The sequence below is a fragment of the Micromonospora sp. NPDC005197 genome (genome assembly GCF_040608295.1).
Lineage (GTDB): Bacteria > Actinomycetota > Actinomycetes > Mycobacteriales > Micromonosporaceae > Micromonospora.
In genome coordinates, this window is sequence record NZ_JBEXHY010000049.1 from 1 (window position 1) to 14,148 (window position 14,148).

General features: G+C 73.5%; 11 protein-coding genes and 1 pseudogene. 4 read left to right on the forward strand and 8 right to left on the reverse strand.

Features of this window, described 5'->3' with window-relative positions:
* A partial coding sequence (locus ABZU46_RS17640; protein WP_354858918.1) for a hypothetical protein occupies nucleotides 1–277 on the reverse strand: 277 nt, incomplete at its 3' end.
* A gap of 280 nt (nucleotides 278–557) precedes the next feature.
* A pseudogene (locus tag ABZU46_RS17645) lies at nucleotides 558–1,085 on the reverse strand (RNA polymerase sigma factor); the annotation flags it as partial.
* A gap of 525 nt (nucleotides 1,086–1,610) precedes the next feature.
* Between ABZU46_RS17645 and ABZU46_RS17650 the strand changes: the two are divergent.
* Both ABZU46_RS17650 and ABZU46_RS17655 read left to right on the forward strand, forming a co-directional pair.
* A complete protein-coding gene (locus tag ABZU46_RS17650) occupies nucleotides 1,611–2,987 on the forward strand; it encodes a serine/threonine-protein kinase (protein ID WP_354858920.1) in 1,377 nt (458 codons plus the stop codon).
* A 104-nt stretch (nucleotides 2,988–3,091) separates the two neighbouring features.
* A complete protein-coding gene (locus ABZU46_RS17655) occupies nucleotides 3,092–4,354 on the forward strand; it encodes a nucleotide sugar dehydrogenase (RefSeq protein ID WP_354858923.1) in 1,263 nt (420 codons plus the stop codon).
* Nucleotides 4,355–4,450: 96 nt separating this feature from the next.
* Here ABZU46_RS17655 and ABZU46_RS17660 read toward each other — a convergent pair whose 3' ends face one another.
* The 4 genes from ABZU46_RS17660 to ABZU46_RS17675 all read right to left on the reverse strand — a co-directional run bounded on the left by ABZU46_RS17660 (nucleotide 4,451) and on the right by ABZU46_RS17675 (nucleotide 9,696).
* On the reverse strand, nucleotides 4,451–6,937 hold the full coding sequence (locus ABZU46_RS17660) for an ABC transporter permease (protein WP_354858925.1): 2,487 nt from the start codon (nucleotides 6,935–6,937) through the stop codon (nucleotides 4,451–4,453).
* A 146-nt stretch (nucleotides 6,938–7,083) separates the two neighbouring features.
* On the reverse strand, nucleotides 7,084–7,749 hold the full coding sequence (locus ABZU46_RS17665) for a response regulator transcription factor (RefSeq protein WP_354858927.1): 666 nt from the start codon (nucleotides 7,747–7,749) through the stop codon (nucleotides 7,084–7,086).
* Nucleotides 7,746–8,954 carry a histidine kinase gene (locus ABZU46_RS17670; RefSeq protein WP_354858929.1) on the reverse strand — a complete coding sequence of 403 codons (1,209 nt, stop codon included), beginning with the start codon at nucleotides 8,952–8,954 and terminating at the stop codon, nucleotides 7,746–7,748. Before ABZU46_RS17670 ends, ABZU46_RS17665 begins: the two co-directional genes overlap by 4 nt.
* A gap of 43 nt (nucleotides 8,955–8,997) precedes the next feature.
* Nucleotides 8,998–9,696 (reverse strand): DUF305 domain-containing protein, encoded by a 699-nt coding sequence (locus ABZU46_RS17675; protein WP_354858931.1) that lies wholly within the window; start codon nucleotides 9,694–9,696, stop codon nucleotides 8,998–9,000.
* 140 nt (nucleotides 9,697–9,836) lie between these two features.
* Between ABZU46_RS17675 and ABZU46_RS17680 the strand changes: the two genes are divergently transcribed.
* Nucleotides 9,837–11,288, forward strand: coding sequence for a hypothetical protein (locus ABZU46_RS17680; protein WP_354858934.1), 1,452 nt, complete (start codon nucleotides 9,837–9,839; stop codon nucleotides 11,286–11,288).
* Between the two features lie 181 nt (nucleotides 11,289–11,469).
* A complete protein-coding gene (locus tag ABZU46_RS17685) occupies nucleotides 11,470–12,696 on the forward strand; it encodes an SLC13 family permease (protein WP_354858937.1) in 1,227 nt (408 codons plus the stop codon).
* Nucleotides 12,697–12,702: 6 nt separating this feature from the next.
* Here the strand turns inward: ABZU46_RS17685 and ABZU46_RS17690 are convergent, their stop codons facing one another.
* Together ABZU46_RS17690 and ABZU46_RS17695 are read right to left on the reverse strand one after the other, a co-directional pair.
* Nucleotides 12,703–13,179 (reverse strand): DUF1203 domain-containing protein, encoded by a 477-nt coding sequence (locus ABZU46_RS17690; RefSeq protein WP_354858939.1) that lies wholly within the window; start codon nucleotides 13,177–13,179, stop codon nucleotides 12,703–12,705.
* Between the two features lie 113 nt (nucleotides 13,180–13,292).
* Nucleotides 13,293–14,123, reverse strand: a complete 831-nt coding sequence (locus ABZU46_RS17695) for a MerR family transcriptional regulator (RefSeq protein ID WP_354858941.1) — start codon at nucleotides 14,121–14,123, stop codon at nucleotides 13,293–13,295.
* Between the last annotated feature and the right edge of the window lie 25 nt (nucleotides 14,124–14,148).

Consider the following 14,148-nt stretch of genomic DNA (forward strand, 5'->3'; position numbering starts at 1 on the left):
GCGCCAGCGGGTCGGCCGCCGCCTGCGAGGCGGCGGGCGCGCGGGACCGCTCGCCCGCGTCGAGGTCGAGGGCCGCGTCGACGTGAAGCGCCGCGTCGGAGTCGACGGCCGTGTCGACGTGGAGTGCCGCGTCGGAGTCGACGGCTGCGTCGAAGTCCGCAGACGTGCCAGCGCGGAGGGACGCCTCGGGGTAGACGGCCGCGTCGATGCGGGTGGCGTCGAGCAGCCGTTCGGTCTCGGCACGGCCGGCGTGCCGGTCCGGCCGGTACGGGTTCATCCGGAATCCCCTCACGTCAGCCGTCCGCCTGCTCGGCGTGTGACGTCCGCCGGGATCGGCTGGTGCGTCCGCGAGGTGGCGGAACCACCTCAGCGCCGACCGACGGTGCGACGCCGTCGGCGCCGAGGGCCGGCGCCGCAGTCGCGCCCGGCGCGTTCGGCACGGACACCCCGCGCGGCACGGCAGGCGCAGGCCGCGTGGTCGGCGCGGACACCCGGCCCGGCGCGCCGGGCGCTCCGGTCGTGACGGCACCGTCGGATGGCGGTGCGGTCACCGTCTGCCGGTCCAGCAGGGTGGCCAGCCGCCGCAGCCCACGGTGGGCGGCGGTCCGGACGGCCCCGGCCCGACGCCCCAGCACCCGACCGGCCGACTCCGCGTCCAACCCGATCACGGCCCGCAACAGCACCGCCTCGGCCTCGCGCGGAGGCAGCGTGGCGATCAGCGCCAGGGCGGCCTCGGTGCTGATCGTCTCGCCGGCCCGCTCGGCGGTGTCGCCGTCGCCGGCCAACTCGGTGAGCGCCTGCACCGGGACCGGCAGCGACGGTCGTCGACGCAGCCGGCGCAGATGGTCCATGGCCCGGTTACGGGCGATGGTGACCGTCCAGGCGCGGAACTCACCGCCGGTGAAGTTGGGCAGGTCCCGGGAGATCTGCAACCACGTCTCCGACGCCACGTCTTCGGCGTCCGCCCCGACCAGGGCGGTCAGGTAGCGCAGCAGGCCCGGCTGCAGGCTGCGGTACAGGAAGCGGAAGGCGTCCTCGTCCCCGGCCTGCGCGGCGGTGACCGCCTCGGACAGCTCGCCGGTCATCCGCGGCTCACGGGTGGCTCGGGACGGCGGCCCGGCCCGACGCGCCACGCCTGCGTCCGCGCGCGAACCGTCGACCCCGCCGGCTCCCGCACGCGCACCGCCCTCCACCGAATTCGCTTCGCGCCCGCGTCCGGGCCGGCCGGGGCGTCCGCACCGGCGCGACGGCTCTCGGCTCTCGACGCACGGCCGGCCGGGCGGCCCCGAGCCGGGCTAACGGTAAAAGGGGACCATCCGAGCGACAAGTCGGGATCGCGTCACGGAAGAGTGACAATTATCAAGCCGCCAGACCGGCGTGCCGCCGTAACAGGTGTGAACCGCAGGACGCTCCCCGGGCCGGTAGGCGGCCCGGGGCGGTGATCCGGCAAGCGTACGCCGGGATGTGTCGGGTTTTGTCACCCGCCGTCGTCGAGCCGTCACAGATCCGACCGCGTCCATAGAGGTCAGACCGGACGGACCGGCGGGTACGACCACGCGGCCGATCAACCGCAGCGCGCCGTTGCCCGCCACTCTGGGTACGGTAATGCTGTGTTGTCATCGGAGGTCGTGCTCAGCGGGCGGTACCGCCTGGACGAACGTGTCGCCACCGGCGGCATGGGCGACGTCTGGCGTGCCTCGGACCTGGTCCTCGGCCGACAGGTCGCGGTCAAGGTCCTGCTGCCGGCGCTGGTCTCCGATCCGGACTTCATCGCCCGTTTCCGGGCCGAGGCACGGATCATGGCGGCTCTGCGGCACCCCGGCATCGTGCAGGTGTACGACTGCGGCGAGGACGACCTGCCCGACGGCGGTCGGGCGGACTACCTGGTCATGGAGTTCGTCGAGGGTGAGCCGCTGTCCAAGCGGATCGAGGCGGCCGGCCGGCTCGACGTGGCCGAGACGATGTCGATCGTGGCCCAGGCGGCGCACGCGCTGAGCGCGGCGCACCGGGGCGGCATCGTGCACCGCGACGTCAAGCCCAGCAACCTGCTGGTCCAGGAGGACGGCACGGTCGTCCTCGTCGACTTCGGCGTCGCCCGTTCCACAAACGTGACCAGCATCACCAGCACCAACGCGGTACCCGGCACCGCTCTCTACATGGCGCCCGAGCAGGCCGCCGGTCGTCCGGTCAGCGGTGCCACCGACATCTACGCGCTCGGCGCGGTCGCCTACTGCTGCCTCACCGGCGGTCCACCGTTCACCGGGGACAACCCCCTCCAGGTCGCCGTCCGGCACCTGGACGACGAGCCGCCGGAGCTGCCGCACGACATCCCGGAGGCGGTCCGCGCCCTGGTGTCGCGGGCTCTCGCCAAGGATCCGCTCGACCGCTTCACCAGCGGCTCGGCCATGGCCGAGGCCGCCCGCACCGCGGTCACCGGCGGCGAGCCGCCGACGGCGATGGCGGCGTCGGTTCCGCTGCGCGAGGCCGGACCGGGCACCCGCACCGACGTGCCGGTCGGCGCGGCGGTGGCGAGCACGGCGGATGCCGGGCGTCAGCGACGTCGCGGGCCACTGGTCGGCGCGGCGGCCGCGATGCTGGTCGCCCTGATCAGCCTCGGGGCGGCACTGGGTGCGGCGCGCAACACCGGCGACGACGAGCCGGCCGTCAACCTGCCGACGACCTCCGTGACGCAGGGGCCGACCCAGCAGGCGGAGCTGCCGGCGGCGAACGAGCAGAGCACGGACGACCCGGAGCGCCCGAACCGGCCGACCGTCCCGGACGCGACCGCGTCGGCGTCGGTCACCGCCACGCCGAGCGTGCAGCCCTCCCAGTCGTCCAGCCCGCCGTCGGCGACGCCGAGCGCGACCACCACGCCCCCGCCCAGCGACCCGCCGAAGTCCGACCCGCCGCCGAGCAACCCGCCCCCGAGCGAGCCGGTCCCCACCACGGAGGCGCCGACCGGTCCGGGCGAACCGGCGGGCAACTGACCGGCCGTCGCACCAGCACCGATATCACCAAAACGGACTTACGTCGCCGAAGACCCCTCTAGGCTCTCCGCAGGTCATTTCCACCATCTGCCGCGGGAGCCCGGGTGAGCGCTGAGAAGCTGGTCGTGATCGGCCAGGGGTACGTCGGACTGCCGCTGGCCATGCGCGCCGTCGAGGCGGGCCTGGACGTCGTCGGCCTCGACGTCGACGCCGACCGGGTGAAGCGGCTCGCGTCCGGTGAGTCCTTCGTCGAGGACATCCCCGCCGACCGGCTGGGCCGCGCGCTGGGCAGCGGTCGGTACCGCCCCAGCACGGAGTACACCGACGCCGAGGGTTTCGACATCTGCGTCATCACCGTGCCCACCCCGCTGCGCGACGGCACCCCGGACCTGAGCTTCGTCGAGCAGGCCGGCGTCGGCATCGGCCCGTACGTGCGGCCGGGCTGCACGGTGATCCTGGAGTCCACCACCTATCCGGGCACCACCGAGGAGCTGCTCCGACCGCTGCTGGAGTCGGCCAGCGGGCTGACCAGCCCCGGCGACTTCCACCTCGGCTACAGCCCCGAGCGGATCGACCCGGGCAACCCGACCTGGCGACTGGAGAACACCCCGAAGGTGGTCTCCGGTGTCGACTCGGTGTCGTTGGCCCGGGTGCAGGGGTTCTACCAGCGCCTCGTGGAGCGCACCGTCGCGGTGGACTCCACGAGGGTCGCCGAGCTGACCAAGCTGATCGAGAACACGTTCCGCCAGGTCAACATCGCGCTGATCAACGAGCTGACCATGCTCTCGCACCACCTGGACATCGACGTCTGGCAGGCGATCGACGCCGCCGAGACCAAGCCGTTCGGGTTCCTGCCGTTCCGGCCCGGCCCCGGTGTCGGCGGGCACTGCCTGCCGATCGACCCGTGCTACCTGTCCTGGCAGGTCAAACGGCGCCTCGGCCGGCAGTTCCGGTTCATCGAGCTGGCCAACGACGTCAACCACGAGATGCCCGAGCACGTCGCGCAGCGGATCATGGCGGGGCTGAACCGGGCTGGCCGGGCGGTGAGCGGCGCCCGACTGCTGCTGCTCGGGCTCGCGTACAAGAAGAACACCGGCGACATGCGGGACTCCCCCGCCGTCGACGTGGCCCGCCGGTTGCAGGCCCTCGGCGCCGAGGTCTACGCGGTGGAGCCGTACGCGGAGGCCCACCACATTCCCGCCGGGGTCACCATCGTCGAGCTCACCGAGCGAGAGGTGCGGGCCGCGGACGCGGTGGTGGTCGTCACCGACCACGACAGCTTCGACTACGACCTGGTGGTCCGGCACGCCCGCTACGTCTTCGACACCCGCAACCGGTGCGTCGGCGAGATGGTCGAGCGCCTCTAGACCCGGCACCGCTGGCCGGTCCCGCCGCCGGGGAAGACGGCGGGACCGGCCGGCGGATGTCCCAGCCCGAAGGCCGCGAGGCGGAGACGGCCGAGATCACTGGTCGGCGAGCGCCTCGACGACGGGCCGCGACAGCGCCCGACGGGCCGGCAGCACCGACGCCAGCAGGGCGGCCAGCACTGCCACGCCGAGGATCAGCCCGAGCTGACCGAGCGGCAGCACCACGTGGAAGTCACCGCCGAGACGGGCCAGCAGCGCCATCGCGGCGGCGCTGACACCGGTGCCCAGCCCGATGCCGAGCACCGCGCCGACCAGCGCCATCAGGACCGCCTCCGCCGCGAGCATGGCCCGCATCCGGGCCCGGGTCAGCCCGACCGCCCGCAGCACCGCGTTCTCCCGGGTGCGCTCGACCACCGACAGGCTCAGCGTGTTCGCCACGCCGACCAGCGCGATCACCACGGCCAGGCCGAGCAGCGCGGTGACGAAGGCCAACAGCATGTCCACCGTGCCGGTGAGCATCTTCTTGTACGCGCCCTGGTCCATCAGGTTCACCGTCGGATAGCGGGCCAGCACCGCCTCGATCGCGTCGCGGGCCTCTTCGGCGCTCACGCCGCTGGCGGGGTCGATCTCGGCCAGGAAGCCCCGCTCGCGGGGAAAGAGCGCGGCGAAGTCCGCGTCGTCCACCTCGATGACGTGCCCCTCGGGCGCCGCGCTGGCGACCATGGCCGGCGCGTCGTCGGCGACCACCGCTGCCACCCGGAACGGCCGCCCCGCGATGGTGACGGCGGAGCCGACCTGCCAGCCGCGCGCCTGCGCCAACTCCCGGTGCACCAGGACCTGCCCCGGCCCGAGCCGCCCGACGTCGCCGGCCAGCACCCCGGTCAGCGTCCGCCCCACCAGCGCCGGGTGGGCGGCGCGGACCTCGATGTCGCCGGTGACGGTGCTGCGCTGCTCGTGCACCACGCCCAGCTCGGGGCGCGCGGCCAGCTCAGCGGCGAGCGCGGCGGGCAGGTTCTGGCCGATGCCGCTGACCACGAAGTCCGTCCCGATCTCGGCGTCGACGCTGCGTTCGATGCCGTCCTTGGTGCTGCGCGCGCCGACCACGAACGCCGACACCAGTCCGATCCCGATCACCAGGGCGGTCGCCGTGGCGGCGATCCGGCGCGGATTGCGCACGGCGTTGGCCACCGCGAGGCCCACGGTCATGCCGAACAGCCGCCGGGTCGGCCAGCCGATCACCCGGATCAGCGCCGGGACGAGCACCGGCCCGAACAGGACGATCCCGAAGAACGCCAACACGCCGCCGACGGCCACGAGCAGCACCTGACCGGCGCTGGCGGCGCCCGCGAGGGCCGCGACGCCGGCACCGAGCACCACCGCGCCGAAGATCAGGCGCAGCCGACCGGCGCCCCGACTGGGCTGCACCGCGGCGTCGGTGAGCGCGGCCACCGGGGCGACAGTGGTCCCCCGCCAGGCGGGCAGCAGGGCGGACGCCACGGTGAGCGCGGTGCCGAGCAGCAGACTGGTCAGCACGGTCGAGCCGGCGACGGTCAGCCCACCGGAGATCGGCACGTCCAGCCGGGTCATCAGCAGCCGCATACCGGCGGCGAGAGCCACCCCGAGCAGCACCCCGAGCACGGACGCGACGAAACCGACCAGCGCCGACTCCAGCAGGGCGGCCCGGAAGACCTGCCCCCGGGTCGCGCCCACCAGGCGCAGCAGCGCGGTCCGCCGGGTGCGCTGCGCCAGCACGATCGCGAAGGTGTTGGCGATCACGAAGCCGGCCACCACCACCGCGACCCCGACGAAGATGAGCAGCAGCATCATGAACTGGTTCAGGTCCCGAACCGCGTCGTCGACGGCCTCGTCGAGGATCTGCTGACGGCTCTTCACGCTGGCGTCGGCACCCCCGACGACCGCGCGCAGCCGGTCGGCCAGCACCGTCTCGGACGTTCCCGGCCGTGCCGCCACCATGATCCGGCCATAGCCGCGCGCACCGCTGACCGCGAGCGCGTCCGGGCCGACCAGGCCGATGAACGGCCCGCCGACGTCACGCACGCTGCCCGCCACGTCGACCGTACCGACCAGGGTGTACGGGCGGGCCGCGCCGCCGGTGCCGCCGATCTGGACCGGGGCGCCGAGGGTGAAGCCCTCCTCGGCCACGGTGGGCGCGTCGAGCACCACCTCGCCCGCGCGGTCGGGCAGGCGGCCGGACACCACGTCGTACGAGCGCAGGGCGGCCTCGGTGGGGATGGCGGCGAGCACGGCGTAGCCGAGCACCGGCCGGCCGTCGGCGCCGAGAAGTCCTCCGGCCCCGGTCAGCTCCCCGGCCGCGGCGGCCACGCCGTCGACGGCGCGGACCCTGTCGACCAGGCTCGCCGGCAGCGCCTTGTCGCCGCTCGGGTAGACGCCGAGGTCGGTGTGCCGGTCGAAGGTCCCGGCCCGCTCGTACGCGCCGGCGCGTATCCCGTCGACGAAGATCAGCGTGCCGGCGATGAACGCGACGCCGAGCACGACGGCCAGCGCGGAGAGCAGCATGCGCAGCGCCTCGGCGCGCAGCGAGCGCAGGGTCAATCGGATCATGTGCGGGCTCCCGGTGCAGGCGCGGATCGGACCCCTCCGACGCTATGGCCGGTCCGATCCGATCGATCTCCACCTGCGCGCTCGACCCGCGTACGCCCGAGGTAGCGCTCGGCCCGCCGGCCGTACGACCCGGGTCGTACGGCGGGTCACCGGCCGGGCGTGACCAGGCCGCTCTCGTACGCCAGCACGACCGCCTGAACCCGGTCGCGCAGGTGCAGCTTCGCCAGGATCCGCCCGACGTGGGTCTTCACCGTGGCCTCGGCCACGTGCGCCTTGGCGGCGATCTCGGCGTTGGACAGGCCCTGCGCGACCAGCAGCAGCACCTCCCGCTCCCGCTCGGTGAGCTGGGCCAGCCGGGGGTCGGCGGTCGGGCCGGCGCCGAGCTGACCGGCGAAGCGGTCCAGCAGCCGCCGCGTGATCGACGGGGCGACCACCGAGTCGCCCCGCGCCACCACCCGGATCGCGTCCAGCAGCTCCTCCGGCGGGACGTTCTTGAGCAGGAAGCCGCTGGCCCCGGCCTGTAGCGCGGCGAACGCGTCCGCCTCGGTGTCGAAGGTGGTCAGCACCAGCACCCGGGGCGGGCCCGACGGCCGGTCGGCGCAGAGCCGGCGGGTCGCCTCCACCCCGTCCATGGTGGGCATCCGGATGTCCATCACCACCACGTCGGCCTCGGTGCGGGCCAGCACCCGCAGGGCGTCCGCGCCGTCGATGGCCTCCCCGACCACCTCCAGGTCGGGCTGGGAGCTCAGCACCATCCGGAACCCGGCGCGCACCAGCGCCTGGTCGTCCACGATCACCACCCGGACCGTCATGCCGCGATCACCTCCGCTGAGGGTTCCGACGGTAGCGGTAGCCGGACCTGGACCTGCCAACCCCCGGTCGGCTGGGCGCCGGCGGTGAGGCTGCCGTCGTACACCGCCACCCGCTCGCGCATGCCGAGCAGACCGTGACCGCCGGACGGCGCCGGGCTGACCACCGGGCGGCCCCGGCCGTCGTCGACGACCCGGACCACGACGGCCTCGGTGTACGTCAGGGTGACGTCGACGGCGGCCCCGACGCCGGCGTGTTTGAGCGCGTTGGTCAGCGCCTCCTGCACCACGCGGTAGACGGTCAGTTCCAGACCCGGAGGCAGGGCCGGCGGCTGACCGGTGGCACCGTCGCGGATGCGCAGCCCGGCGTCGCGGAAGCGGGCCAGCAGGTCGGGCAGCTCGGCCAGGGCCAGCCGGCGGTGCTCCGGGTCGGCGGCCACCACCGACCCGCCCGCTCCGGACGGGCCCGCGTCGCGCAGAACCCCGACCAGCCGGCGCATCTCCTCCAGCGCCGAACGGCCGGTGTCGGCGACCACCTTCACGGCCGTACGGGCCTGCTCGGGGTCACGGTCGAGCATGAACCGGGCCCCGTCCGCCTGGACGATCATCACCGCCATGCTGTGCGCCACCACGTCGTGCAACTCGCGGGCGATCCGGGTGCGCTCCTCGGCGACCGCCACCCGGGACTCGGCCTCCCGCTCGCGTTCCAGGGTGGCGGCCCGTTCCTCGAGGCTGAGCACGTAGAGGCGGCGGGTCCGCACGTTCAGCGCGACGAGCCAGACCGCGCCGGTGACCAGCGCGTACCACAGCGCGGTCACCCACCAGTCGATGACGCCGGGGGTCTGCGCGGCGGCGAGCAGCACGCCCACGGCGGCGACCGCGCCGGCCAGCACCCCGTCGCGCAGGCGCCTGCCGTACTTCACGACGCTGTAGAGCGCGATGAGGACGGCGACGTCGAAGGCGAGCGGACCCCACCGGGCGATCACCTGGACCAGGGCGAGCGCCGCCACGACGACGGTCACCGCGCTCGGGTGGGTGCGGCGGAACAGCAGCGCCACCGCCATGCCCACGCCGACGCCGGTGGCGGCCCAACCGCCGGGCTGGGCCACCGCCGAGGCGAGGCCGACGAACGCCACCACGGCGGAGACGGCCACGTCGAAGGCGACGCCGCGCAGGGGGCGGCCGAACAGCGTGCGTCTCACGGTCACCCAGCGTACGTGTCGTGGCTGGTGGCGGCCGGCCGGCAGCCGGTCAGGGCGGGGTCAGCTCGCGCAGGCGGGTGATCTCGATGGCCTGCTCGGTGGCGAGTGAGGTGGCCAGCTCGTTGAGTGTCGCATCGACGCCGACCGACAGCAGGTCGGTGGCCATGGTGACGGCGCCCTGGTGGTGGTCGGTCATCATCGCGATGAAGAGCCTGTCGAACTCGACGCCCCGGGCGGCGGTCAGCTGCCTCATCGCCTCGGGTGACTGCATTCCCCGCATGCCGGCGTGGTCGTGACCGGGCGTCGTCTCGGGCAGCCCGCGGGTGGCGAGCCAGCCGCGCAGGACCTTGATCTCCGGGCCCTGGCCGGCGCGGATCCGGTCGGCGTAGGCGCGGATCCGGGGATCGGCAGCCCGCTCCTGGGCCAGCGTGCTCATCTCCAGCGCCTGCTCGTGGTGCGGGATCATCATCTGGACGAAGACGGTGTCCAGGCCGTTGTAGCGGGGTGGGCTGTCGTCGCGCAGCTCCTGGGCGGACCGGGCGACGGCCGGCTCCCCCGGGCGGCCGGGCACGAGCACCGGCGGGGGTGGCGGACCGGTCGGGCTGGTCGTCGGTGACGGTGACGCCGAACCGCGTTCGGCGGTCGGACGGCCGGGGTCGCCGGCGGCGCGGACAGCCAGCACCGTCAGCACCACAATGATGGCCGCCGATATGACGACGGCCAGTAACCGAGCACGTCGGACGGTCATGCCACACCCCCCTCAGGTCGAGGTCGCAGCGATCCTATCCATTGACGAGTCGAGTTAGATGTGACCCAGATCACATCGATGATCTCCGTGTCTCGGTAAGGTACCGACAACGTCATCCCCCCTTTCGAAGGGCGCCGCCGATGATCAAGTTGGCCACCGCACGGCTCCGACAACTCCGCATCGTCAGCCTGGCCGCAACGGGCCTGCTGCTGACCAGCGTCGCCGTGGCGACGCCGAGCAGCGCCCAGGAGGCAGCACCGGCCGCGGCACCACAGGCCGCCGCCGACATCCCGGGCGTCGACGAGATCCGCAGCAGCCCCAACCTGCGGCAGATCGCCAACATCCCCAAGCAGGCGCCGTTCGACACGACGGCCGCGCTCAACAGCGACATGGCGTTCCAGGGCAGGTACGCCTTCGCCGGCAACTACAACGGGTTCGTCGTCTACGACATCTCCCGGCCCAGCGCCCCCAAGATCACCGCTCAGGTGTCCTGCCCGGGCTCGCAGAACGACATCTCCGTCTACGGTGACCTGCTCTTCGTCTCCACCGACTCGTCGCGCAGCGACGACTCGTGCGCGAGCGTCGCCCAGCCCGCCTCCGTGAAGGAGTCGTGGGAGGGCATCAAGGTCTTCGACATCAGCGACAAGGCCAACCCGCGCTACATCAAGTCCGTGGAGACCGCCTGCGGGTCGCACACCCACACGCTGGTGCCGGGCAAGGACCGCAAGAACGTCTACCTGTACGTCTCGTCGTACAGCCCGCGGGCCGAGTTCCCCGACTGCCAGCCGCCGCACGACTCCATCTCCATCATCAAGGTGCCGGTGAAGAAGCCGACCCAGGCGGCCGTCATCTCGACGCCGAACCTCTTCCCGGACGGCGGTTTCCCGGGCAGCGAGACCGGCTCGGCGACCACCGGCTGCCACGACATCACCGCGTACCCGTCGAAGGACATCGCCGCCGGCGCCTGCATGGGTGACGGCATCCTGCTCGACATCAAGAACCGCGAAGCGCCCCGGGTGATCACCCAGGTCCGCGACACGGTCAACTTCGCCTTCTGGCACTCGGCCACCTTCAACAACGCCGGCACCAAGGTCGTCTTCACCGACGAGCTGGGCGGCGGCGGGGCGGCCACCTGCAACGAGACCGTCGGCCCCAAGCGGGGGGCGGACGCCATCTACGACATCACCGGCCGCGGTGACGCTCGGACGCTGGCGTTCCGCAGCTACTACAAGATCCCCCGGACGAACGCCGAGACCGAGAACTGCGTGGCGCACAACGGCTCGCTGATCCCGGTGCTCGGGCGGGACATCATGGTGCAGGCGTGGTACCAGGGCGGCATCTCCGTCTGGGACTTCACCGACTCGCGCCACCCCAAGGAGATCGCGTACTGGGAGCGGGGGCCGCTGTCCGCCACCCAGGCCATCACGGGCGGCGCCTGGTCGACGTACTACTACAACGGCAACATCTACTCCAACGACATCCAGAAGGGCCTGGACGTCCTGGAGCTGAACGACTGGCGGACCTGGACGGCCAACCTGACCCGGTTCCAGGAGCTGAACGTGCAGACCCAGCCCGGTTACCTGAGCTGGTAGCACCGACCGCGCGACCCGGGCCCGGCCTCTCGTCGAGGGGCCGGGCCCGGCCACGTCAGCCGCGTGGATCAGGCCCCTGCCCGGCAGGCCGGCGCCCCGATCGGGGGCAGCCCGGTGGGGCCCGTCACCTGGGCGGGGGCGGCCGGCCGGGCCGGCGGGTGATGTGCCAACGTGGTCAGCTGTGAAGTCTGCCGCCGGCGCGCCGCCCGCCCCGCCCGAGCCGACCGCGCGCTGGCGCCCCCACCCGCTCGACCTGGTGGCGGTCGTCCTCGCGGTGGCCGGTGCGGCCTGCGCGCTGAGCGGGCTGCTGCCCCGCGCCGAGACCACGGCGACCCTGCACCGCATCCTGCCGCTGCTGCTCTTCCTCGGCACCGTGATCGTGCTGGCCGAGCTGACCGCCGTGGCCGGCGTCTTCGACGTGCTGGCCAGCCGGCTGGCCATCGCCGCCCGCGGCCGCTGGGCGGCGCTGTTCCTGCTCTGCGGTGGCCTCGCCACGGTGACCACGCTCGTGCTCAACCTCGACACCACAGCCGTGCTGCTCACCCCGGTGCTGCTGGCGCTGGCGCGCACCCTGCGGGTCCCGGCCGCGCCGCTCGCGGTCACCACGGTCTGGCTGGCGAACACCGCCAGCCTGCTGCTGCCGGTGTCCAACCTGACGAACCTGCTGGCCGCCGACCGGGTCGGCCTCACACCACTGGCGTACGCCGAGCGGATGGCGCTGCCGCAGCTCGCCGCCGTGGCGGTCACGATGGTGCTGCTCTGGTACGGCTGGTGGCGGCGCGAACGGCCGACCGGCGGACGCTTCGTCCCGCCGGAGCGGCACGTGCCGCCCGACCCGGTGCTGCACCGCACCGCGCTCGCCGGTTGCCTGCTCTTCGTCGCCGGCATCCTCGCCGGGGTGGAGATCGGGCTCGCCTCCAGCGTCGCGCTCGCGCTGGTGCTGGTGGGCTTCGTGGTCCGCTCCCCGGCGACGCTGCGCCCCGGGTTGGTGCCCGTACGGCTGCTGCTCTTCGTCGTCGGCCTGTTCCTGGTGGTGCAGACCCTCGGTCGGCACGGGCTGGACGACCTGGTGGCCGGCCTGGTCGGGGCCGACGGTGGGGCGGCCGGCGCGCTGCGTGCCGGCGGCACCGGGGCGCTGCTGGCCAACGCGGTGAACAACCTGCCGGCGTACCTGGCCGGTGAGTCGGTGCTGCCGACCGCCGACCACACCCGCCTGCTGGCCCTGCTGATCGGCACGAACGTCGGCCCGCTGGCCGCGCCGTGGGCGTCGCTGGCCACCCTGCTGTGGTTCGAACGGTGTCGGGCGGCCGGTGTGGCGGTGCCGGTGAAGCGGTTCGTGCTGACCAGCACCCTGCTCGCCGTCGTGGGCACGCTCGCGGCGGTCGGCGCGCTGCTGCTGGTCAGCTGAGGACCGTCACCCGGCGGCCCGCTCCACCACGAACATGAAGCAGCCGTAGACCACGTTGCGGCTGTGCAGCTGGTGCACCTGCGGGTCGGCGAACAGCTCCGCGATCACCGCCTCCGGGTCCGTGCCGTCATGCAGCCGGCCGCCGCAGATCCGTCCCTGCCGGTCGTACGCCCGCAGGACCTGGGGACGTCCCCGCCAGGCCGACGGATGGCCGCCGCCGTGATCCGGACCGGGGCAGGCGGCGGCGTGCGCGAAGATCGGCCCGATCTCCCGGTATGCGACGGCGGCGATCGGCGGGGCGTAGCCGAAGAGCAGCAGCGCCTCCCCCGCCTCGGCGTCGCGCAGGCAACAGCGCAGCGGCTCCCCGCCGCCGGCCAGGCGCCCTTCGACGAGATGGCCGGCGGCGTCGCGGCCGGTCCGACGGACGAGGTCGAGCGCCGCGGCCGGCAGGGCCTGGACGCGGAAGGTGGTGGTGGTGGTCATGCGTCCAGCCTGGCCCGGCGGCGGCGCGGGTGCTGGCGGCGATCGGACCTGGCGCTGGGGACGGTCCGGGCTCCGGCCGCCGACGCGCCGCCGTCGGGACGGCAGCGCGACCGTCAGGCGCGGTAGACGGCGAGCTGAAGCTCGGTGACGCCCTGCTCCGGGGAGTCCTGGCAATAGTCCAGGTACACCTCACGGGCGAATCCGTCGGTGCGGTAGCCGTTCTCCTCGATCCACCGGGCGAGCACCTCGACGCTCTGCTCGACGTCGTCCATGGCGCCGTGATGGACGATCGTCGCGGCCGTGCCCACCGCGGGCAGATCACGTACCGCCAGGTCAGGACCTGCCGACACGCCGGCGCCGACGGTCACCCCGGCGTGCACGACGACCGCGTCGCCGTCGTCGTCGCCGGCGGGTTCGTACCAGGCGATGGCCGGGTCGGTCGGCGTGATCCCGGCCTCGGCCAGCCGGCGGAACAGCTCCGGGTAGAGCGGCTGGATCACCGGACCGATGTCCTGGCTCTCATAGCTGGGCGCGACGGCGGTCAGCTCCGCGAGGCGAACCGGCGCGATGTCCTTGAGGACGACATCCTGGGCGGTCATCCGACCCTCCGATTCGATCATCCGGAGCCTCGCCTCGACGGCCGCGAGCCGGGCGGTGTCGGCGGCCAGTTGCGCCGTCAGCTGACCGCGACGCAACCGCAGCATGCCTCGCAGCTCGGCCACGTCGACGGCGTCGTCCAGGATCGCCCGCACCTGCTCCAGCGTGAGACCCAGGTCCTTGAGGGCGAGCACCCGGTTGAGCCGACGCAGCTGGTCCGCCCGGTAGAAGCGGTAGCCGGTGTGCGCGTCGACGCTGGCCGGGCGGAGCAGGCCGATGCTGTCGTAGTGGCGCAGCATCCGCACCGACACGCGGCCCAGTCGGGCGAAGTCTCCGATGGTGAACATGGTCCCCTCACGCTCGTCCCTGACA